At 27.5% G+C, this 20,202-nt stretch carries 22 protein-coding genes; 7 read left to right on the forward strand and 15 right to left on the reverse strand.

From position 1 onward, the window contains the following. Nucleotides 1-6 precede the first annotated feature (6 nt). The gene (locus tag NNC19_RS07770; protein ID WP_310938061.1) at nucleotides 7-786 is read right to left on the reverse strand and encodes a hypothetical protein; all 780 of its coding nucleotides are present in this window, start codon (nucleotides 784-786) and stop codon (nucleotides 7-9) included. A gap of 117 nt (nucleotides 787-903) precedes the next feature. After that, entirely contained in the window at nucleotides 904-1,698 is a 795-nt protein-coding gene (locus NNC19_RS07775; RefSeq protein ID WP_310938062.1) for a GTP pyrophosphokinase family protein, read from the reverse strand. Between the two features lie 121 nt (nucleotides 1,699-1,819). Between NNC19_RS07775 and NNC19_RS07780 the strand changes: the two genes are divergently transcribed. Further along, nucleotides 1,820-2,494, forward strand: a complete 675-nt coding sequence (locus tag NNC19_RS07780) for a DUF2225 domain-containing protein (RefSeq protein ID WP_310938063.1) — start codon at nucleotides 1,820-1,822, stop codon at nucleotides 2,492-2,494. 82 nt (nucleotides 2,495-2,576) lie between these two features. Beyond that, nucleotides 2,577-3,545 (forward strand): methyl-accepting chemotaxis protein, encoded by a 969-nt coding sequence (locus tag NNC19_RS07785; protein WP_310938064.1) that lies wholly within the window; start codon nucleotides 2,577-2,579, stop codon nucleotides 3,543-3,545. 85 nt (nucleotides 3,546-3,630) lie between these two features. Here NNC19_RS07785 and NNC19_RS07790 read toward each other — a convergent pair whose 3' ends face one another. The 8 genes from NNC19_RS07790 to NNC19_RS07825 form a co-directional block, all read right to left on the reverse strand. Next, nucleotides 3,631-4,323, reverse strand: coding sequence for a metallophosphoesterase (locus NNC19_RS07790; protein ID WP_310938065.1), 693 nt, complete (start codon nucleotides 4,321-4,323; stop codon nucleotides 3,631-3,633). Nucleotides 4,324-4,331: 8 nt separating this feature from the next. Then, nucleotides 4,332-4,595, reverse strand: coding sequence for an EscU/YscU/HrcU family type III secretion system export apparatus switch protein (locus NNC19_RS07795; protein WP_310938066.1), 264 nt, complete (start codon nucleotides 4,593-4,595; stop codon nucleotides 4,332-4,334). A 67-nt stretch (nucleotides 4,596-4,662) separates the two neighbouring features. Further along, nucleotides 4,663-6,630 carry a hypothetical protein gene (locus NNC19_RS07800; RefSeq protein WP_310938067.1) on the reverse strand — a complete coding sequence of 656 codons (1,968 nt, stop codon included), beginning with the start codon at nucleotides 6,628-6,630 and terminating at the stop codon, nucleotides 4,663-4,665. A gap of 137 nt (nucleotides 6,631-6,767) precedes the next feature. Next, the gene (gene tyrS / locus NNC19_RS07805; protein WP_310938068.1) at nucleotides 6,768-7,988 is read right to left on the reverse strand and encodes a tyrosine--tRNA ligase; all 1,221 of its coding nucleotides are present in this window, start codon (nucleotides 7,986-7,988) and stop codon (nucleotides 6,768-6,770) included. A 171-nt stretch (nucleotides 7,989-8,159) separates the two neighbouring features. Next, complete coding sequence (locus NNC19_RS07810) at nucleotides 8,160-8,570, reverse strand: hypothetical protein (protein WP_310938069.1); 411 nt, start codon at nucleotides 8,568-8,570, stop codon at nucleotides 8,160-8,162. 221 nt (nucleotides 8,571-8,791) lie between these two features. After that, entirely contained in the window at nucleotides 8,792-9,865 is a 1,074-nt protein-coding gene (locus tag NNC19_RS07815) for a sensor domain-containing diguanylate cyclase (RefSeq protein ID WP_310938070.1), read from the reverse strand. A gap of 132 nt (nucleotides 9,866-9,997) precedes the next feature. Then, complete coding sequence (locus NNC19_RS07820; RefSeq protein ID WP_310938071.1) at nucleotides 9,998-11,116, reverse strand: Ger(x)C family spore germination protein; 1,119 nt, start codon at nucleotides 11,114-11,116, stop codon at nucleotides 9,998-10,000. Next, nucleotides 11,097-12,518: a spore germination protein gene (locus tag NNC19_RS07825; RefSeq protein WP_310938072.1), complete on the reverse strand. Its 1,422-nt coding sequence runs from the start codon at nucleotides 12,516-12,518 to the stop codon at nucleotides 11,097-11,099. The genes NNC19_RS07820 and NNC19_RS07825 overlap by 20 nt, the downstream gene beginning before the upstream one ends. A gap of 116 nt (nucleotides 12,519-12,634) precedes the next feature. Between NNC19_RS07825 and NNC19_RS07830 the strand changes: the two genes are divergently transcribed. Both NNC19_RS07830 and NNC19_RS07835 read left to right on the forward strand, forming a co-directional pair. Next, the gene (locus tag NNC19_RS07830) at nucleotides 12,635-13,720 is read left to right on the forward strand and encodes an endospore germination permease (RefSeq protein WP_310938073.1); all 1,086 of its coding nucleotides are present in this window, start codon (nucleotides 12,635-12,637) and stop codon (nucleotides 13,718-13,720) included. A 147-nt stretch (nucleotides 13,721-13,867) separates the two neighbouring features. Further along, nucleotides 13,868-14,029, forward strand: coding sequence for a zinc-ribbon domain-containing protein (locus NNC19_RS07835; protein WP_310938074.1), 162 nt, complete (start codon nucleotides 13,868-13,870; stop codon nucleotides 14,027-14,029). Between the two features lie 76 nt (nucleotides 14,030-14,105). Here NNC19_RS07835 and NNC19_RS07840 read toward each other — a convergent pair whose 3' ends face one another. Beyond that, nucleotides 14,106-14,669, reverse strand: coding sequence for an ECF transporter S component (locus NNC19_RS07840; protein WP_396136403.1), 564 nt, complete (start codon nucleotides 14,667-14,669; stop codon nucleotides 14,106-14,108). A gap of 147 nt (nucleotides 14,670-14,816) precedes the next feature. Here NNC19_RS07840 and NNC19_RS07845 point away from each other — a divergent pair, with 147 nt between their 5' ends. From NNC19_RS07845 to NNC19_RS07855, 3 genes are all read left to right on the forward strand, one after another. Next, on the forward strand, nucleotides 14,817-14,972 hold the full coding sequence (locus NNC19_RS07845) for a hypothetical protein (RefSeq protein ID WP_310938076.1): 156 nt from the start codon (nucleotides 14,817-14,819) through the stop codon (nucleotides 14,970-14,972). A 106-nt stretch (nucleotides 14,973-15,078) separates the two neighbouring features. Further along, nucleotides 15,079-16,092, forward strand: coding sequence for a tryptophan--tRNA ligase (trpS, locus tag NNC19_RS07850; protein WP_310938077.1), 1,014 nt, complete (start codon nucleotides 15,079-15,081; stop codon nucleotides 16,090-16,092). Nucleotides 16,093-16,267: 175 nt separating this feature from the next. Beyond that, nucleotides 16,268-17,500, forward strand: a complete 1,233-nt coding sequence (locus tag NNC19_RS07855; protein WP_310938078.1) for an O-antigen ligase family protein — start codon at nucleotides 16,268-16,270, stop codon at nucleotides 17,498-17,500. Between the two features lie 31 nt (nucleotides 17,501-17,531). Here NNC19_RS07855 and galU read toward each other — a convergent pair whose 3' ends face one another. The 4 genes from galU to NNC19_RS07875 form a co-directional block, all read right to left on the reverse strand. Next, nucleotides 17,532-18,401, reverse strand: coding sequence for a UTP--glucose-1-phosphate uridylyltransferase GalU (galU, locus tag NNC19_RS07860; protein WP_310938079.1), 870 nt, complete (start codon nucleotides 18,399-18,401; stop codon nucleotides 17,532-17,534). 161 nt (nucleotides 18,402-18,562) lie between these two features. Next, nucleotides 18,563-18,919 (reverse strand): EamA family transporter, encoded by a 357-nt coding sequence (locus tag NNC19_RS07865; protein ID WP_310938080.1) that lies wholly within the window; start codon nucleotides 18,917-18,919, stop codon nucleotides 18,563-18,565. A gap of 16 nt (nucleotides 18,920-18,935) precedes the next feature. Beyond that, nucleotides 18,936-19,307, reverse strand: a complete 372-nt coding sequence (locus NNC19_RS07870) for a DUF2304 domain-containing protein (RefSeq protein WP_310938081.1) — start codon at nucleotides 19,305-19,307, stop codon at nucleotides 18,936-18,938. Between the two features lie 93 nt (nucleotides 19,308-19,400). Further along, the gene (locus NNC19_RS07875) at nucleotides 19,401-20,108 is read right to left on the reverse strand and encodes a glycosyltransferase family 2 protein (RefSeq protein ID WP_310938082.1); all 708 of its coding nucleotides are present in this window, start codon (nucleotides 20,106-20,108) and stop codon (nucleotides 19,401-19,403) included. Nucleotides 20,109-20,202 lie beyond the last annotated feature (94 nt).

The raw sequence follows: 20,202 nt of genomic DNA on the forward strand, positions 1-20,202 counted from the left end.
CCTCTCTTATTTTGAAAGTTTATAATCAACTAATAATTTTTTTTCTCTCTTAGTGCCATACTCTAAAACCAAGCTTATCTTATCCATCTCTAATATTTCTAAATTCAAAAAATCTTTCATATACTCATTTGTAAATTTATCATCTTTAAGTTTCTCTACTAATACATCCACAACTAATTCTGGTTCAATTGATTCATAAACATACTTTACAACTTTTATGTTATCTCCAATAAAAACTTTAAGTTCATCTATATCATAACTACGAATAAAATGTATTGATTCTTCATCTTGTACAATTGCTTTTCTTTTTACTTCCATTGTAGGTTCTTTAATATACTTAATCGCATTCCACGAATTTTCTACAGCTGTTAGTTGAACCTTTTCTGAAGGATTTTCAATATATTTAATAGCATCATAATCCCTTGTTACAGCTAATAAACATAATTCTTCAGTTGGATATTTAACATATTGTATAGCCCACCCTCTTGCTTTTATAGCTTCTTTTTGAACTTCATATGATGGATTTTTCATAAATTTTAATGAATTCCAAAGCAAATTAACTGCCAGTTTCCCTAACTCTTCTTCTAAATCCTCAATATATTCAATTGATAAAGGATTACTTTTTATGGCTTCTCTTTTCATATCAAATGTTGGATTCTCTATAAATTTAATAGCTACTCCATTTTTCTTAATAGCTGTCATTATAATATCCAAACTAGGACTATCTATATTTTCGATTACCATAGGATTTTCTTTTACTTGTTTTAATAAAATTCTATCATTCATTTTATTATTCTCCTGCAAATATTTATTATGTTTATATTATATAATAATTATTATTACTTAACAACTTTAAAAAAACTCGTGAAGAAACATCTCCTCCGAGTTTTATTTATATATAAATTATACTTCTCTAAATTTATCAATATCTTTATTAATAGCAAACAATAAATTATTAAGCTGCCAAACTTCCCCTTCTTCAATTAACTTGTTTAAAGAACGTTCATGCCTATTAGCTTCCCCTATTCTTCCTAATGACTTAAGAGTTAATATTTTATTCATTATAGTAGAAATTACATCTGATTTCACTTCAAATAGCTTTTGTGCATCTTTTATTTCATCTTTTATCTCAAGCATTTCTTCATCAAGTTTAAAAGCTGCGTCTGCTGCACTTTTTAGCTTTCCTTTAAGTTCCAAAGGTATTTGTTGCTTATATTTGTAATTTAACGAATGTTCAATTGTAGCCCAAAAATTCATAGCAAGGGTTCTTATTTGAAACTCCGCTAAAATCTCTATAGGTCCACTTGCCATATTTACTGGATATTTTATAATCATATGATAACTTCTATATCCACTTGGTTTAACATTTCTAACATAATCTTTTTCATAGAGAATTTGCATATCTTTTCTGCCTCTTAGTATTCCAACCATAATATCTATGTCATCAACAAATTGACACATGATTCTTATTCCTGCAATATCCTCAAGCTCATATCCAACTCTACTTATTGGTATCTCAAATTTGTTAGCTTTTTCTAATATGCTAGAAACTTCTTTAACTCTCCCTGTTACAAACTCAACAGGTGAATATTCATTGTTTCGCCTATATTCCTTCCTTATACTCTTCAGTTTTACTTTAAGTTCTTCAACCGCTTGCTCATAAGGCATAAGAAAACTTTTCCAATTAATGTTTGCCATAAAAAACCACCCTTAAATCGTCCTTCCAACTATATATTATATCAAAAACTCATTATTTATAAATAAAAAATTATGTTATAATTATTTTATATTACATTAAAAGATGAAAGGTATTTAAATAATGACTGCAAACGAGACTCTAAGACACACTTATGATAAAGAAATTATTTGTCCAATTTGTGAAAATAGTTTTAATGTAAAAGTTGTAAAAGTAAATTCTCCAAGAATTACTTCTAAGGATTCAGACTTCTTTATAAGATATTCTGTAATAAATCCATATTTTTATGATGTATGGATTTGCAACCATTGTGGATATTCTGCTATGAAAGCAGACTTTTCAAATACAAAAACTTTCCAAAAAGATCTTTTACTTAAAGGTATAACTACAAAATGGATTCCCAAAAATTATCCTGATATTTTAACTTTAGACAATGCCATAGAAAGATATAAATTATCTCTTGTAACATCTATGATTATACAAAAATCCAATAGCACTAAAGCAATGATTTTATTAAAAATAGCATGGATGTATAGACTTAATGAAGATAAAGAAAATGAACTTATTTTTTTAGAACGTGCAATCTCTGTCTTTTTAGAAGCATATAACTTAGAAAATTTCCCCATATATGGCATGCAAAGAGATTCTATTTCTTATTTAATAGGTGAATTATATAGAAGAACTGGAAAAAATGAAGAAGCATTGTTATGGTATTCTAAACTATTCTCTACCGTTGGAGCTTCTCAAAAATTAAAAGACTTAGCTAGAATTGGTAAAGATGCTATAAAAAATACTTAATAGAATATTCAGATTTTTTTTTTTTATTCGAATAATATATTATGATATAATATGTACATACTGACAAAGAGGGGGAAATTGTATGGGTCTTTTTACTAGAAATATGGTCAATAATTTGGATAATTTAAAAACTGATAACAAAATAAGTGTACAAGCACAAAGTCCAAAAATTTCTGAGAATATTATTAATGAAGTTAACTCCTTAAAAAATACTAGCGATAATATTACTAGGTCAATTAATGATGTTTCTGATTCTGCAAGAACATTAAGTCAAGCTACTATTAAACAAAGTCATGATATGGATAGTGCTGCTAAACTTCTTAGAGATTTTAGCGATAGCATGGAAAAATTAGCCTATAATGTAACTAATGTTCAAATTGTTGTTTTAGATACTGATACTTTATCTAACCAAGGTATTAGTAAAATTGAAAAATTAGATTCTTCTTTGAATGAACTTCAAAGTGCATTTACAACATCTAGTTCAACTGTAAACGAATTAGTTTCTAAGTTAGAATCTGTAAATATGATTACAGATTCAATAAGTCAAATAGCTTCTCAAACAAATCTATTGTCTTTAAATGCCGCCATTGAAGCTGCAAGGGCAGGAGAAGCTGGTAAAGGTTTTTCAGTAGTTGCTGGTGAGGTTAGAAAACTTGCCGAAAACTCAAAACTTGCTGTTCAAAGCATTACAAAAATATTAGATGAAATTAAAACAGATATTATGAATGCATCTTCTGCTATGAATGCTGGTAATGAAGCTATAAATGTCCAACAATCTACTCTAGTTGAAACTAAAGATAGTTTTATGAGTATTAAAACTTCTATAGATGAAGCTACCACTGAAATAAATGATTGTATTGAAAACTTAGCTATGGCATCAGCTCAAAAAGATGAAGTTTTAAATTCTGTAGAAGCTGCTAATTCTATATCTCAAGAACATACAGCTTTAGCAGAAGAAATTTCTTCAACTATGGATTTACAAGCAAATAATGTTGAGCAATTTAATAAAACTTTGTCTTCTTTGGCTAATAAATTTGTAGATAAAAACTAATTGAATTCTTAGATAACTTTAAGAAACAAAATAGCTATTTTAATAGAATTAATCTTCTACTAAAATAGCTATTTTTTCTTGAATTTTAATCCTCTATAATCTTTTTAGGATCAAAATCTATAAAATCTACTGATGTCATTATATATTCAACTTTATCAACAAGTCCATTTAATACCCTATTTAATCCATTTCCATGCAAATGTCCATATATTACTTTTTCAACATCATATTCTTTAATAATACTAGTAAATCCAGATTCTTCAAACTTTTCATTAGTAGGTGGATAATGTAACATTACTATAAACTTATCATAACCTGCTTTTTTTGCTTCATCTAATGAAAGCCTCAATCTAATCAACTCTCTTAAATATATCTTATTATCTTTTTCTGTAAACCTCTCTGTTCCAGGGCAAATCCATCCCCTAGTTCCACATATTGCATAATCATTATATACAAAATAATTATTCTGCAAAAACTTAGTTTTTTCGAACATAGAATTTAATTTACTTATACTTCCCCACCAATAATCATGATTTCCTTTAGAAATAATTTTCTTTCCTGGTAAACTATCTATCCATTGCAAATCTGCTTTACTATCTTCTTCTTTCATAGCCCATGAAATATCACCAGCTATTAAAACTGTATCTTCCTCTCTTACTTTCTTAATCCAATTCTCTTTTATCTTTTGGTCATGGTTATTCCACTTCTCCCCAAAAATATCCATAGGCTTGTTATCATTAAATGCCAGATGCAAATCTGATATAGCATAAAGTGCCATTAAACCATTCACCTTTCTAATATTTTATCTAAATCTGTAACATAGGCGATAACGTGAGCAACTGCTTCATATAATTCTGATGGTATAGAATCTCCGATATCCACATTACATAATAAATTTGCTAGTTCTTTATTATACACAACTGGAACATCACTTTCTTCAGCTTTTTCTATTATTTTTTCAGCTATTACTCCAACACCTGCAGCTGTAACTACTGGTGCATCAAAATTTTGTTCATATCTCAATGCTGCTGCTTTTCTTCTTTGATTCACATTATCACCTCTCTTTTTATTTCTCTATTTATCTTATATCTTAAATCTTGCAAGGTCAATATATTATTTAAACCTTTATATCAATTGCACTTTGATTTGAATTGTCAAAGAAATCTCTACAGCTTGTTAAACTTACCTCTTCAACTTTCTTGCTTACTGAGATATTAGCTAAAAACCCCATATCTTGTATTGCTTTTACAAGTTTATCTTTTCCTAAATCTAATGGCTTAACAAATCGTTCTTCACACTTTAGATTTATTGTAAAGTTACTATTATTAATAGTTAAATATCCATCCACTGTGCCTATATTAACTGTTTTAACAGCTACAACTACCTTAACATTAGTTTTATCTATCTTTTTACTATCTTTTCTATTATCTTTTATTATAAGTTTACAAGGATATTCTTCCCCTTGTTTATTTACAGGTATATCTAAATAATAATATTCATTACTTATTGAATTTAACATTTTAAAATCATTGATATTGCTCTTAATGAAATCCATTATCTTCTCCATACCTTCACCTTTTATTCCAGTACGTGAAATAACATCCTTTATTATATCCTTTATATTTTCTATTTTTCTGTTTATATCATCTTTAATTATCTCTGCAGATGTAGATGGAGCTTTTAAAATCGTTTCTATATTATTTTTAACATTATCATTAGCTATAACCTTTTTATCTACTCCATTTAAATTTTCAGATTGTTTGTTTATAACTATGCTTTCTTTATTAAGCTTATTATCTAATTTTACACCATCATCAAACTCATTATTAACCATTCCTTGTTTTGTAGGAATTTCTTCTTCAGTTGCATTTCCTATATTGTTGCTATTCGCATTAATTGATTTCTCTTCTTTTATAACTGCAGGTTCATCATTCAGTTTAAGATTTATAATATCTATAATCTTCTTTGAACTATTTTCTGATAAACGAACCTCTTTCCCTAACAAATTAGATATAGCTTTATCAACTGTGTTCTTATTCAATTCTTCATTATTTACAATTTTTTTTATATTTTTTATTATATCATCATCAGTCATGGATTCTACTTTGACGAACATACTTTTTACTTCATTGCTTTTAAAATTATCTCTATTCTCTTTTATTATATCTTTCAAAGAATCTTTAACTAGTTCCATATCATTTCCATTTAATGATTTAATTAAAGAAAGCATACTTAACTTTTCTTTTGTTGGAACATTTGAGTCATATATCTTTAAAGCTGCATTTTTGTTTAAAGCATTCTTTTCATTTTCAGTTACTATTGATTTAGAATCTATATTTTCTTTGATTTCTAAATTATTTACCTTAGGAAGATCTAATTTCTTGAATTCTTTTGAAACATTATCAAAATACTCTTTCAAATTATTATTTTCTTTAAAAATTTTATTGTAGCTATCTATATTTTCTTTTGTAAATTCAATATCGTTTTCTAAAAAAAGCATTATGTCTTTTTCTCCCATAGTCTTAAAACTATTAAAAAAGTCATTTAGTTTTCCTTTAATATTTTGTGCTTCCATACCCTCTGGATCAATTTCTTTTCCAGCTATAAATTTATTAATAAACTCTTCTATTTCTTGAGGATTACTATTTATTTTTCCATTAAACGACACTAAACTTTTTACAAAAGAAATATTCTCTTTTGTAAGAGGAATAGTATGCTTAATCATAGCTTTTAATATGTCTGTATCAGCTTTAGACATACCCTCTTTATTTAAGAAATCTCCAATAATATCTTTAGAAGACGTATTTTCTTTTCCTTGATTTCCTTCTACTAACTTTAATTTAAGCTTTCCATCCTCAAACCCTTCAACTTCAAGTTGTACCATACTTCCATCTTTAACCAAATCATCTCCAGTTAATTCTGCTGGAAACTCCCATCCATCTGGCAGTTTTACTGTAACTTGGTTTCCATCCCCTTTAGCAACTATTCTTCCTTTGAAAGATTCCCCTGCTTCAAAAGTTAATTTACTTGATACCTTTTTTTGATTTGATTGATTGATACTACCTACATTCCAAATTGATGGCATATATACCTACCCCTTAATACATTATTACTATATTTATCGTATGTATCCCCTTAAATATTAAGCTATTCTATGCATTTATTTCACTTTATATATGAAAAAAGCTTAGAAATTAATCTAAGCAACTTTTTCAATATAATCTAATTCAATTCTATCTTATTATAATTTTTCTTTCCTCTTTTAATTAGTGCAAATCCTTCATTGAAATCTTCATTATTTATAACTCTCTTAAAATCTGTAACTTTCTCACCATTCACAGAAAGTCCGCCTTGTTGTATTAGTCTTTTTCCTTCAGCTTTTGATGGAACAATCTTATTATCTGCAAGAATTTCAAGTAACTCACTTCCTAATTTTTCTTTGGAAATTGTAACTGTTGGAACATTACTCATATCTGCTCCACCTGAAAATAAAGCTTTTGAAGCTTCTTCTGCCTTCTTGGCTTCTTCTTCCCCATGTACAAGTTTTGTTACTTCATAAGCTAAAACCATTTTTGCATTATTGATTTCAGCATCTTTTAATGCCCCTAATCTTCTAACTTCGTCCATAGGCACAAATGTTAATAAAGCTAAGCATTTTTCAACATCAGCATCATCAACATTTCTCCAGTATTGATAGAAATCAAATGGAGACGTCTTTTCTGGATTTAACCATAAAGCTCCACCAACTGTCTTTCCCATCTTTTGTCCTTGGCTATTTGTTAACAGTGTACATGTCATAGCAAAAGCCTCACCTTGAGCTTTCCTTCTAACAAGTTCAACACCAGCTATCATATTAGACCACTGATCATCACCACCAAGTTGCATCTTACATCCATATTTTTGATTTAAAACATAGAAATCATAACCTTGCATTAACATATAGTTAAATTCTAAAAAAGACAATCCTTTTTCTAATCTTTGCTTAAAACATTCTGCACTTAACATTCTATTTACTGAAAAATGTGTACCAACATCTCTCAAGAAATCTACATAATTAAGATTTAATAACCAATCTGCATTGTTTACTATTAATGCTTTATCATCTGAAAAGTCTATAAACCTTTCCATTTGTTTCTTTATTGAATCAACATTATGTTGTATTTGTTCCTTTGTAAGCATCTTTCTCATATCTGTCTTACCACTTGGGTCTCCAACCATAGCTGTTCCCCCTCCTAGTAAGGCGATAGGTCTATGTCCAGCTCTTTGCATATGAGCCATAAACATCATAGCTATAAAATGTCCAACGTGCAAACTATCTGCTGTTGGATCAAAGCCTATATAGAAAGTTATTTTCTCCTTTTCTAGCAATTCTTTCGTCTCTGCTTCATGAGTAAATTGCTTTATGTATCCACGTTCTAATAACTCATCTAATACATTCGCCATTATTATACCTCCTATTGTTAAAATTATTCATATTTATACATAATATATAGTATAACCGTTAAGACTAGTTTTATCAACTTACACATTTGTTGAACTATATTGTTTTTTATAAAAAAAGATAGAAGTCTTAAACTCCTATCTTATCTATCTAAATTAAAATTGTTTTCAAAACTAAGCTACAAATTCTTTAATAAAATCAGGTATCTCTTGTTTTTCATAATTTACATTCATATAAACGTTTATATTATACTTTTTAGAAAGTTCATATATTTTTTTAAACCAAAATGATGACTCACTTAAAGATTCTGAATTTATATTAAATATTCCATCAATATAAATATTTTCTATGTCGTAATTTTCCGAGATGATCCCACAAAGCATACCATAAAATTCATTATATTTATTTATCTGAAATTCATTTGTAGCTATAAATCTAATCCTCCTATCTATTTGACTTATATAACTATTGTCATCATCAATGTATACGGAATCCCCCTTTGCCCTAGTTAACTGCTCATTTGCTAAATTAATTAACTCTTTGGTCTTTCCTGACCCTCTCTTGTTGCAGAATACTTGTATCATCAGGACCACTCCTTTTAATTTATTTTTAACAATAGATTACTATTGTTTTAATCTTGTTATATATAATCTATTAAGTATTAGAGTGTTATATTTAACACTTTCATTTTTTCAATTGTACTACTCTATATAATATATTCCCAGTTCAGGTCAATATTTACTAATATTTTACCTTTAAAAGAAAAAAGACTAACTCGCTTTTGAGATAGTCTTATAATCTATTCTTAAATATCATCATATATTACCCTATTTTTACCTGATCTCTTACTTTTATATAACAATACATCTGCTCTATTTATTAATTCATCAACATTTCTTCCATCCTTAGGAAAATATCCTATTCCTATACTTACAGTTACATTTTGTATTAAATTTCTTTCTTCTATAATATTATGTTCAATACTATTTCTTATAACTTCTACCTTTTGATACACATCCTGTATATCTTTAAATTTATCTGTATATAATATTAATTCTTCTCCACCATACCTTGCAAATACATCTCCATCATCTAAATGACTTATTATTATTTTAGTAGTCTCTATTAAAACTTTATCTCCAAATTGATGTCCATATGCATCATTAATATTTTTAAAATTATCTAAGTCTATCATAATTATAGCATATTCCATCTTTTCATTTTTATATACTTTTCTTTCTACCAATTCAAAAAAGTATCTTCTATTATATATTCCAAGCAGGGGATCTCTTTTTGCAGTTTCTTGCAATTCTCTATATAACATAGAATTTTCTAAAGCTATTGATATTTGATTTGCTATTGCTTTTAAAAATTTAGTATGTTCTTTAGTGAAAAAATTATACAAATGATGCTCTACTAATATAAAGCCAAAAAATTTATCTCTTAAAATTATTGGCATTCCCATCGTTGAGCAAATTTCAGTTCCATTATCGTCATATTTTCTAATGCCAACTTTATCATTTATAAGATAACTTTCACCAGAACTTATATAATTTTCTTCATCCATTGTTAATTTAAGCTTTTTTTCTTTTATATTTGTAGCCTTAACTATTAATTCATTATTATCTTTATACAATATTGTTGAATATGCTACTCCCAACAATCCTAATATCATATCATTTATCATAATAATTAAATTTTCATCATTTAAAAACGAATTAATATACTTGCTTATTTCTACAATGTTTGCTAAAACATCTATATCTTTTTCTAGCTTCATATTTCTCAAGGATAAATCTTTAAGTTTCAATTCAGTATCAGCTTGATAACTCTGGAATTTTAGTTTAAGTTCTTCATAATTCAAGGTACTATCTTCCATTCTCCACCCAACCTCATGTTCATGTGCGATTACAGTCTAAAAAAATCGTAATTTGCAATCTATTATATAATACCCCTTTTCATTATATATATCAACAAGCTTTTTCTTGTACTAATTAATTAAAATTAAATATTATTTAAAACTATTTTTAACCAAACTACTTCCATCAATTACTATGTTTACTTTTGTTTCTAGTTTAGTTCTAGATAAAATATCATCCATTTTCATGTTAGGATATTTTTCTTCCAATAACCTTGATACTCCAAATATATCTATATTTTTTTCTTGATAATTTTTAAATAATGTTTCTTGATAATTTTTTATTTTCCATTCCTCATTTATCTTAATTTTATCAATCATCTCTTTATTTACTATAAGTTTTCCTTGAATTTCTCCTAATGAAACTTTTATATTCAATGATTTCTCAAGAATTATATCTTTTCCATCAAATATCATTCCAGTATTATTTGTTTCTTCAAGAATATCAAGAGTAATTAATTTATCTCTTTCTTCAGGATTAGGTACTTCCAATGTTCCTTTATTAACATTCCTCATTAAAAGATTATATGTTAATGCATCTTTTTGCTCTAATTTATCTATCATGTGATTATCTTTCATAACCACACCACCATTTAATTCAATCTTACTATCAACCTCATTCTTTTTTATTTGTAATGCACTCATAAAACTAATATTATCACCCATTAATCCATTTACTAAATAATCTTTAAAATTTGATTTAATAACTCTTCCATTACCTTCATTTTTGTTTACAAGATCATCTAGATACAATCCTAAATATTCTTCATCAGTATCACTTACTTTTAATAAGCTATCTATATCTCCATAAAAGACAAACATGTGAGGTTTAAAACTTAATTGTTGATTATTATTTATTAAATCAATATAATTTTTTATTCCCTTTCTAGCTAATTTCTCTGTAAATATATATGCTCTTACTTGGCTTAAATTTATTTTATTGCTTGAAGATACATCCATATCTCTAATAGCTTCAAGAATTGTTTTTCCTTTTCCTTGAAATAAAATTTTCTTTCCCTTATCTGAACTTTCATTTGCATTTCTATAAGGCCTCACACAATCTAAATATATAACCACATTATTAAGTTCATCAACATCAAAAACCATAGATGTAGCAAAAGTAATTTTGTTAATTTCTGTATAATTGAAACATCCACCTAGATTTAATGAAAGAATTAATACAAATAAAAGACTAACTACCCTTCGCTTCATTTCCATCTTCTCCACCTCTCTGTATAACTCTATTGGAAATTTCACTTAAATCCCCTCTAAAAATAATGTCTTTAAATTTGTAATTTTCTGTACTTCCAATTGGGAACAAATAAGAAAATCCTCCTGTTTCCAGCTCTCCAAGTTTTACTAATAAAATTAATGAAATTATAATGAATCCTGGCAATCCAAATAATGAACTAACAACAGTTATAGCAATAGACCATAAAGACATGGCCCCATATAATTTAGGGGTTAAGAAATAACTAAGCGTACTTGCTGCAACTACTATTACAGTTGTCCTAGAAGCTATTCCAGCGCCTACTACAGCATCCCCAAGAATTAAAGCTGCAACTATACTCATAGCTCCACCTATTGGCTGTGGTAATCTAAGTCCTGCTTCTTTTATTAATTGGAAAGCAATCATCATAATCATAACTTCAACTATTGTAGGAAGTGGAACTCCCGCTCTAGCAACTGCTAACCTAAATACAAACAAAGATGGTATTAAGGCAAAATGATGAGTTATTATGGCCACATACAATCCTGGTAAAAACGTTGCTACAAAAAAGGAAATCCATCGAATTACCCTTGTAAAATTAGCAAAATATTTATTGGTGTAATAATCATCTGGTGCTTGGAAATTTTCTAAAAAGAAAAATGGTACTGTTACTACAAATGGTGTACCATCTACAAACACAGCCACTCTTCCTTCTAATATTTTAGATGCTACTTCATCAGGCTTTTCTGTATATCCAACAGTATCAAATGCTGACTTTTTTTCACGAAGTTCATCTTCAATATAATTTGAATCTAGTATAAATTTAAAATTTAAGCTCTTAACTTTTGTTTTAACATATTCAACTAAATATTCTGGAGCTATTCCCTTTAAATAAGAAATACATACTACAGTTTGACTATCTTCTCCTACATATACTGGTTCAAATTTTAAGTTTGCATTTTTAATTTTTCTTCTAATTAAAGAAACATTATCAACAAATAATTCTGTAAATCCCTCTCTAGGCCCTTTAAGCACAGATTCAGTAAGTGGTATTCCTACCCCTCTTCTAACAAATCCCTTTACTTCACAATATATTATTTCCTCATAGTCATGAAATAGTAAAACTATGTCTCCTGATAATATATGAAGCACAGCATCGTCAATACTTTCAGCATAATTTGCAATATTTATATCTAGAACTTTTGTTAGTATATGTTCTACCATAGTACATTCATTTTTTTTATTTTTTAAAGGAGTAACTATATACTCACTAATAAATTGAGTACTACATAAATCATCAATAAATACCAAAGTACATTGTCCCAAACCTGTAGTTATTTCTCGATACTTCACATCAAAAGCGTCTTCAAATTTGCTTTTTACATATTTTACATCATTAATCATACACATCACCTAAAGATATTATCCCTCTAAAAAGGTTTAATATTCCCTTTTTAGCGAATACTAAAATTAAACAATGCTAATAATTAATTATGATAAAATACAAGGAGGCTTTTTTTATGAACAAGATATCAACAAAACATTTTATGTTTTTTATCATAGCCACATCGACTATTGCACTAAGAACTTATTCTTCTGTTTTTATAAACTACGGGGGAAGAGACACTTGGATAATTTCAGTTATTGCTTCCACCATTATATTTTTTTATTTCTCGTTTTTAATAAAAACTTGTAATACTACTAATACATATGATTTTGATACCATAACTTGTAATTCAACTTCGACCTTTATAGGAAGTTGTTTAAAATTAATGTTTTCCCTAGGATTATTTTTATCAGCTCTCGAATCATGTTCTGTGGTATCAAGCTCTATACATACTAACTACTTTCTTGATACCCCAACTTGGTATTGTTTGTTATTTATTATAATTCCAGCAGGATATGTAATTAGTAAAAGTTTAAATCCAATAATTATATTAACTATTATTACTATTACCTTGGTTTTAGTTGGCGATTTAATTTTAATGCTTTTAGTAAGTAAATATTTAAACTTCAATTACTTACTACCACTATTTAATTCAGGATTTTCATACAGTAAATGGATTTGCCTATTGTTAATTATAGGATCCTTATCCTCAATATCAATTACACTACCATATTTAAGGTATTTAGATAAGAAGGCATCTTTATTAAAGCATAGTAAAATAGCTATAGTTTTTTGTACTATAATTATTACTTTTTCTTTCTTATCTGCCATTGCCTTTTTTGGTCCTGAGATGGCACTAAATTTCTTTTATCCTGAATTTGTAGCAGCTCAAAGAGTACAAATCGCTTCATTTTTGGAATTTGGGGAATTATTTTATATCTTTAGAAGTGTTTGCATGTGGTTCATTAAGTATATTTTATCTTCATATGGAATAATAATATTGTATAAGGATAAAATTAAAGATAAAAAGCTATTTATATTCTTTTATAGTTTAATAATGTTTACAGTATCATTTATTTTTACTGAAAACCAATATTTCTTATTTTCTTCTTTGAAACTATTGCAGATAATTAATATATTTATTTTTATATTTATTCCTATAATTAGTTTCTTGATTTTTTGCTTTAAGCATAAGAAAGATATTGGAAAAGTTAAGTAAATACTACTTATTTTTATTATCTATAAGGATTTATAAATATAAATTACGGTAATTCTCTATGATCCTAATCCTTTCCTTAAAGTTCAGGCAAGGTGTTAGAATTATTAAAGTCAATTTACCTATGAATTTTAAGGAGGTTAAGTTAATTTGGAAGACAGAAAAATAACTTGTAAAGACTGTGGCAAAGAATTTATTTTCACTGTAGGTGAACAAGAATTCTTTAAAGAAAAAGGATTTGAAAATGATCCTGTAAGATGTCCTGAATGCAGAAAAGCAAGAAAAACTGAAAAATTCAGTAGTAGAAGATAACAAAAAAACTCTAGTGAGTCATCGCTAGAGTTTTTATTTTATATATAACTTTTACTTGCTTTCAATTTTGTTTATATTAATTAAAAACTTTTTTCTTAGCTGATACAATAATAGCACTAAGTGGTACTGAAATAACTATTCCTGTAGTAACTTGAACAACATTTCCAATTATATCTTTAGCTGAAATTGCTAACCCTTGAACTAATCCCATCTTATCTGTTAAAAAACCTGCAATTATTGCTCCAGCAAAAAAATAAGCAATAACCATAAAAATTCCGCTAACCATAAAAGCCAAAATATATTCTATCCTAAATCCAACATTACTATTTTTATGTTTTAATATTCCTTCAATTATAACCCCAGCTATATATGCCATAATACCCTTTATTATAAATGTAAATGGTGCCCACATATAATATCCAGCAAAAATATCAACCAAAAACATTCCTAAAGCACTAGTAATAGCTCCTTTATTTTTACCAAGTACAACTACTGATAAAAAAACCATACAATCACCAATCTGAACAAAACCACCTATTGTTGGTACTTTAATAATACTTCCTGCAACAAAAACTAATGCTATCATTAATGCCATTAATACCAAATCTCTTGTGCCCAAAACTTTTCCTTCAACCAAAATAAATGCCCCCTTATTAATCTATATGAAACATTATATTCACAGAAATTAATAATAGCAAATGTACCGGAACAATCAAAATGTATTATTAATTTTGACTATGGCAATACTATTTCATGTAAGCCTTAAAACTTAAGAGGAGTGATTTTAATGAATATAGCTAAATGGGTGTTAGGTCTTATAATCTTCCTACTGTTATCAATGCTTATTCTAAGTTATGGTGAATATGCTATAATTACGATTCTTATTATCTCAACTATAGCTTTTATTACTTCTACTATCTATGAAAAAAAGAGACATTACTAAAGCTGATTTATATCAGCTTTTTTTATATAGCCTCATTTCATTGACAGTTAAATTGGTAAATCCTATAATATAAGTATTACTGAAGCTTTAGGAAGAGGTGTTTTTAATGTCAGAGAACCTTAATAATGAAAATAAAAAAATTATTTTCAGTGGAATACAACCATCTGGAGATTTAACTCTTGGTAATTATTTAGGAGCTTTAAAAAATTGGGTTAAACTTCAAGATGATTATGACTGTTATTTTTGTATCGTTGACTTACATGCAATAACTGTTCGTCAAAAACCTGCTGATTTAAGAAGAAGATCTTTAGAATTATTATCAATATACATAGCTGCTGGTATTTCTCCTGAAAAGAATACCCTATTTATACAATCACATGTACCAGCTCATGCAGAATGTTCTTGGTTATTAACTTGCAATACTTATATGGGTGAACTCAGCAGAATGACTCAATATAAAGATAAATCACAAAAGATGGGCAATTCTATAGGTGTTGGTTTATTTAACTATCCATCCCTTATGGCAGCTGATATTCTTTTATACAATACTGATTTAGTACCAGTTGGAAAAGATCAAACTCAACACTTAGAACTTACAAGAGATATAGCTACAAGATTTAACAGTACCTATAGTGATACATTTAAAATACCTGAAGGATATATCCCTAAAGAAGGTGCAAAGATCATGGATTTACAAGAACCTCTTAAAAAGATGTCAAAATCCTCAGATAATCCTAACTCCTTCATACTTATTATGGATCCTCCAGATGTTATTAAGAAAAAGATCAGTAGAGCTGTTACTGATAGCTTAGGTATTATAAATTACACAGATGATCAACCAGGAGTTAAAAATTTGCTAAATATTCTCTCAGCTATTAAAGAATCTTCACCAGAAGAATTAGTAGAATATTATAAAGATAAAGGTTATGCGGATCTAAAATCAGATGTAGCTGATGCAATAGTTAATGAGCTTCAACCTATTCAAGAAAAAGTTAAAGAGCTTGTAAAGAACAAAGCTTATTTAGAGTCCATTTATAAGGAAGGCGCTCAAAAAGCTTCTTATGTAGCTAATAAAACTCTTAGAAAGATGCAAAAGAAAATAGGTATGATTCCAAGATAAAAAAACCCGCTATGCGGGTTTTTTCAATTGTTATTTATTTGTTCGTAAAGTATAATTATATATGTGTTTCTATAAATAATTCATAATTATATTCAAATCACTTCTAAATTTAGAAGTATGATTTAATTATTATATATATTTTTAATTTATTAATTTTTAGAAAGAGAGAGTTACTATGTTTAATAAAACTATTAAAATTATAGGCAATAATTTTTATTTTTGTTTACTTTATTTGTTTATAAATTTATGTTCTATAACTATTTTTAAAGAAATACCATATATAAATTTATTGCAAAAACTTGCTGTTATATGGGGTGTTATTTTAGTTATTATACATACTGTTAAAATACTTAAAAGAGCTCCAAATCTAATAGAATTAGCCATAGCTGCATTTCTTATATTTACATTAGCTATTAACTTAATTTTCTATAGATCATCGTCAAATTTAATAACATGGGTAATTAATTGTATTATGCTACTTGGAGTATTTTTCATAAATCTTGATAAAGATGAAAAGTTATTACATAAAGAATTAGATATATTTTCAAACTTCATATCTATATTTACTTTTATATTTTCAATTGCATCAAACTTTTTATTTTTTACTAAAATATCATTTACAATTAATCAAGTGATATATGGCCCTGGTGATGGTAAGGGATTTCAAGGTCTATACATATATAAAAATTCCCTTGCACTTGCTTCAGCTATTGGATTACTCATAACATATTATTTATTATTAAAAAATAAAAATAGTAATTATAAAATAAAATTATTTTATGTAATTAATATAATATCTCAATTACTTCCTGTGATATATTCAAAAGGAAAAAGTGCTTATTTATTAATCATTGCAATTCCTTTTGTTTTAATATTTATGCACTTTAAAAACAAATATATCAGACGTGGTATGGTTATTGTTCCAACTATATTTGGTATAACATTTTTTTCTATCTTTCATGATAAACTTTATACTGCTTTGTCTGCAAGAAATGAACTCTGGTACTCAGCTTGGTTGGTAATAAAAAATAATCCTATTTTTGGAGTAGGCAATTCAAGTTTAGTTGAAAATGTTTCTGCAGCTCGGCCTGAGATAGTTATGGACGGAATAGAAGCAGGCGGTCTTCATAATGTATATCTTGAAATATTGACTGCTAATGGTCCAATCGCATTAATATTATTCTTAGCCATAATATTAATTTCATTCTCATTTTTAGTAAAGATTCTAGATCGTTCTTATGGAAATATGAAAAAAATGGACTTTGTTATTTTTTCATTGCTAGTGGGATTAATTTTTGTTAATCTATTTGAACGTAATTTGATTTACATTCCAAGCTTTATGCCTATAATATTTTGGAGCTATCTTGGATGCTTTATTTCCATAAAATCAAAGAAAAATAGGTTGTAATATATGAAAATCATATATTACAACCTATTTTTTAATTTTCCCATGGTTTCGTATTTAAGTAATCTATAAACCCTTCTCTTAATTCAGGCTTTTTCAATGCATACTCTATAGTAGCTTGTAAAAATCCAAGTTTATCTCCAACATCATATCTTCTTCCATCAAAATTATATGCATACATAGCTTCTTGACCAATTAATGTTTTCAATGCATCTGTTAATTGAATCTCCCCACCCTTACCTGGAATAGTATTTTCTAATATATCAAATATTTGAGGAGTTATTATATATCTTCCTAAAATAGCAACATTGCTTGGTGCATCTTCTGCTGCTGGTTTTTCAACTAAATCCTTAACCTTATAAACTCTATCTTCAATATGAATTCCATCTACAATTCCATACTTAGAAACGTCTTCATTAGGTACTGTTTGAACTCCAAGTATTGACGTTTTATATTCACTATAACAATCTATAAGTTGTTTTAGACATGGAACTTTACTGTCAACTACATCATCACCTAATAGTACTGCAAAAGGCTCATTCCCAACAAATGTCTTAGCACAATGAATAGCATGCCCTAATCCTTTTGGTTCCTTTTGTCTTATGTAATGAATATCAACCATATCAGATATATCTCTTACTACCTCTAACAATTCCGATTTTCCTGATTTCTCTAATTCCATTTCTAATTCAACAGATTTATCAAAGTGATCTTCTATACACTTTTTATTTCTTCCTGTTATTATTAATATTTCTTCTATTCCAGAAGCAATTGCTTCCTCTATAATAAATTGTATTGTTGGCTTATCAACTATAGGCAACATTTCTTTTGGTTGTGCTTTAGTTGCAGGTAAAAACCTTGTTCCTAGTCCTGCTGCAGGAATAATAGCTTTTTTAACTTTCATTTTAGTTTCTCCTTCTATTTTTTTAATTCACTAATATATATTTTATCATAATGGATTCTCCATGTTAACTATATATTTTAATGGAACTAATACCTTATTTCTACAAATAGATATAAAAAAAATAAAAACCATCTCATATTCTTAGAGATAGTTTTTATTTTCTACTTCTTTATGTTCATTATAACTACACCAATTAATATCATCACTGTTCCTAAAACTTTAGACACTGTTATAGTTTCTTTCAATATCATAGCACCAAATATAATCGTTAGTACCTGTGTAAAAGCTGTTGACATAGGAACTAAGTATGTCATATCAGATTTTGATACTAAAAACATATAGAGCAAAAAGCTACATGCATAGCACATCAATCCAATTATTGACAAAAAACTTATTTTTAAACTAAAAATTCCTGTAGTTACAGATACTAAGAAATCTTTCTCACAACCTAATTTAAATAAAAATAGACCTGATACTGAAAGTATTAAATATATTGCAAATAATATGTAACTACCCATTTTTGCCTCCCTCATGCTAATCCTCTATTCCATCTTTATTTTCATTTGATAAATCTCTAATTCTTTTTTCAAGCAATGCTACCTCTTGAACTAAAACTCGAACAGTCCTATTTAACTGAGATACTATTGATGTAATTGTAATAAGTATTATAATCACAAAAACTCCAGCTAAAACCAACGCACTATTAATAGGAGTTTCTATCCCTATTAGGTTTGATATTACGTACATTATGTTTGGAAATATTGTAACTATAAGCAATACTACAGTAGCAATTATCCACAACAATGTATACTTGAGATCCAATTTCTTCTTTTTTAACAAATGTATTATTCCTATTAAAAAAAGAAAGACTACTACAATAAATAAAATCTGTATCCTTGAATTCATTCTAGAATACCTCCTAAAACACTTATATTCACCTATCACTTATCAAATATTAACGAAAGATAATACCTAAGCATTATCTTTCCAAACTTAATATTAATTCAATACCTTTTTCTTGTGAGTTAATCTACATAATATTATAGCAAGTGAAACTTTTATCATATAATAAATTGACTTAGTCAAATTAATAGAAGATTCACCTTCTTTTCTTTCATGCATTATAACTGGAATTTCTAAAACCTTATATCCATTTAACACGCTATCTATAATAGCCTCTGGTTCTGGGTAATCTTGAGCATAAACTTCTGCAAACCTTTTAGTTAGCCTTTTCGAAGTAGCCCTAAATCCACTAGTCGTATCTGTAATTTCTTTACCACAACATAATTTTATTAATCCCTTTAAAAAGTTAATTCCAAACCTTCTCATGAACGAAGTTTGAAATCCTTCTTTTTCAATAAATCTTGAACCTATTACCATATCTGCTTCCCCATTAATAATTGGCTCAATTAATTTATTTATACAACTAGGATCATGTTGTCCATCACCATCTATTTGAATTGCTATATCATAATCATGTTCCATTGCATATTTATATCCAGTTTGTACTCCTCCACCAATTCCTAAGTTTACTGGTAAGGATACATAATTAAATCCACTTGATTCAATTACATCTTTTGTTAAATCTTTTGAACAATCATTTATGATTATATAATCAACATTTGGTGACGATTTTTTTAAATTCATCACTACATCAACAATATTTTTTTCTTCATTATATGCTGGAATAATAACTAATACTTTCACAATTCCACCTCATTACTACCTTAATAGACAAAATAACCAATCAAATTATACCACAGTTTAATATTACTGTAAAGAAATATACTATTTATCAACA

The organism is Clostridium sp. SHJSY1 (assembly GCF_031626875.1).
Classification (GTDB): Bacteria; Bacillota; Clostridia; order Clostridiales; family Clostridiaceae; genus Clostridium.

What these genes read in the sequence shown, in the direction of transcription:
- NNC19_RS07870 (WP_310938081.1), bottom strand. Translation starts at nt 19,307, where the DNA reads ATGAATTCAAGGATACAGATTTTATTTATTGTAGTAGTCTTTCTTTTT.
- NNC19_RS07785 (WP_310938064.1), top strand. Translation starts at nt 2,577, where the DNA reads ATGGGTCTTTTTACTAGAAATATGGTCAATAATTTGGATAATTTAAAA.
- NNC19_RS07775 (WP_310938062.1), bottom strand. Translation starts at nt 1,698, where the DNA reads ATGGCAAACATTAATTGGAAAAGTTTTCTTATGCCTTATGAGCAAGCG.
- NNC19_RS07820 (WP_310938071.1), bottom strand. Translation starts at nt 11,116, where the DNA reads ATGAAGCGAAGGGTAGTTAGTCTTTTATTTGTATTAATTCTTTCATTA.
- NNC19_RS07830 (WP_310938073.1), top strand. Translation starts at nt 12,635, where the DNA reads ATGAACAAGATATCAACAAAACATTTTATGTTTTTTATCATAGCCACA.
- trpS (WP_310938077.1), top strand. Translation starts at nt 15,079, where the DNA reads ATGTCAGAGAACCTTAATAATGAAAATAAAAAAATTATTTTCAGTGGA.
- tyrS (WP_310938068.1), bottom strand. Translation starts at nt 7,988, where the DNA reads ATGGCGAATGTATTAGATGAGTTATTAGAACGTGGATACATAAAGCAA.
- NNC19_RS07825 (WP_310938072.1), bottom strand. Translation starts at nt 12,518, where the DNA reads ATGATTAATGATGTAAAATATGTAAAAAGCAAATTTGAAGACGCTTTT.
- NNC19_RS07865 (WP_310938080.1), bottom strand. Translation starts at nt 18,919, where the DNA reads ATGGGTAGTTACATATTATTTGCAATATATTTAATACTTTCAGTATCA.
- NNC19_RS07845 (WP_310938076.1), top strand. Translation starts at nt 14,817, where the DNA reads ATGAATATAGCTAAATGGGTGTTAGGTCTTATAATCTTCCTACTGTTA.
- galU (WP_310938079.1), bottom strand. Translation starts at nt 18,401, where the DNA reads ATGAAAGTTAAAAAAGCTATTATTCCTGCAGCAGGACTAGGAACAAGG.
- NNC19_RS07790 (WP_310938065.1), bottom strand. Translation starts at nt 4,323, where the DNA reads ATGGCACTTTATGCTATATCAGATTTGCATCTGGCATTTAATGATAAC.
- NNC19_RS07770 (WP_310938061.1), bottom strand. Translation starts at nt 786, where the DNA reads ATGAATGATAGAATTTTATTAAAACAAGTAAAAGAAAATCCTATGGTA.
- NNC19_RS07815 (WP_310938070.1), bottom strand. Translation starts at nt 9,865, where the DNA reads ATGGAAGATAGTACCTTGAATTATGAAGAACTTAAACTAAAATTCCAG.
- NNC19_RS07780 (WP_310938063.1), top strand. Translation starts at nt 1,820, where the DNA reads ATGACTGCAAACGAGACTCTAAGACACACTTATGATAAAGAAATTATT.
- NNC19_RS07855 (WP_310938078.1), top strand. Translation starts at nt 16,268, where the DNA reads ATGTTTAATAAAACTATTAAAATTATAGGCAATAATTTTTATTTTTGT.
- NNC19_RS07800 (WP_310938067.1), bottom strand. Translation starts at nt 6,630, where the DNA reads ATGCCATCAATTTGGAATGTAGGTAGTATCAATCAATCAAATCAAAAA.
- NNC19_RS07810 (WP_310938069.1), bottom strand. Translation starts at nt 8,570, where the DNA reads ATGATACAAGTATTCTGCAACAAGAGAGGGTCAGGAAAGACCAAAGAG.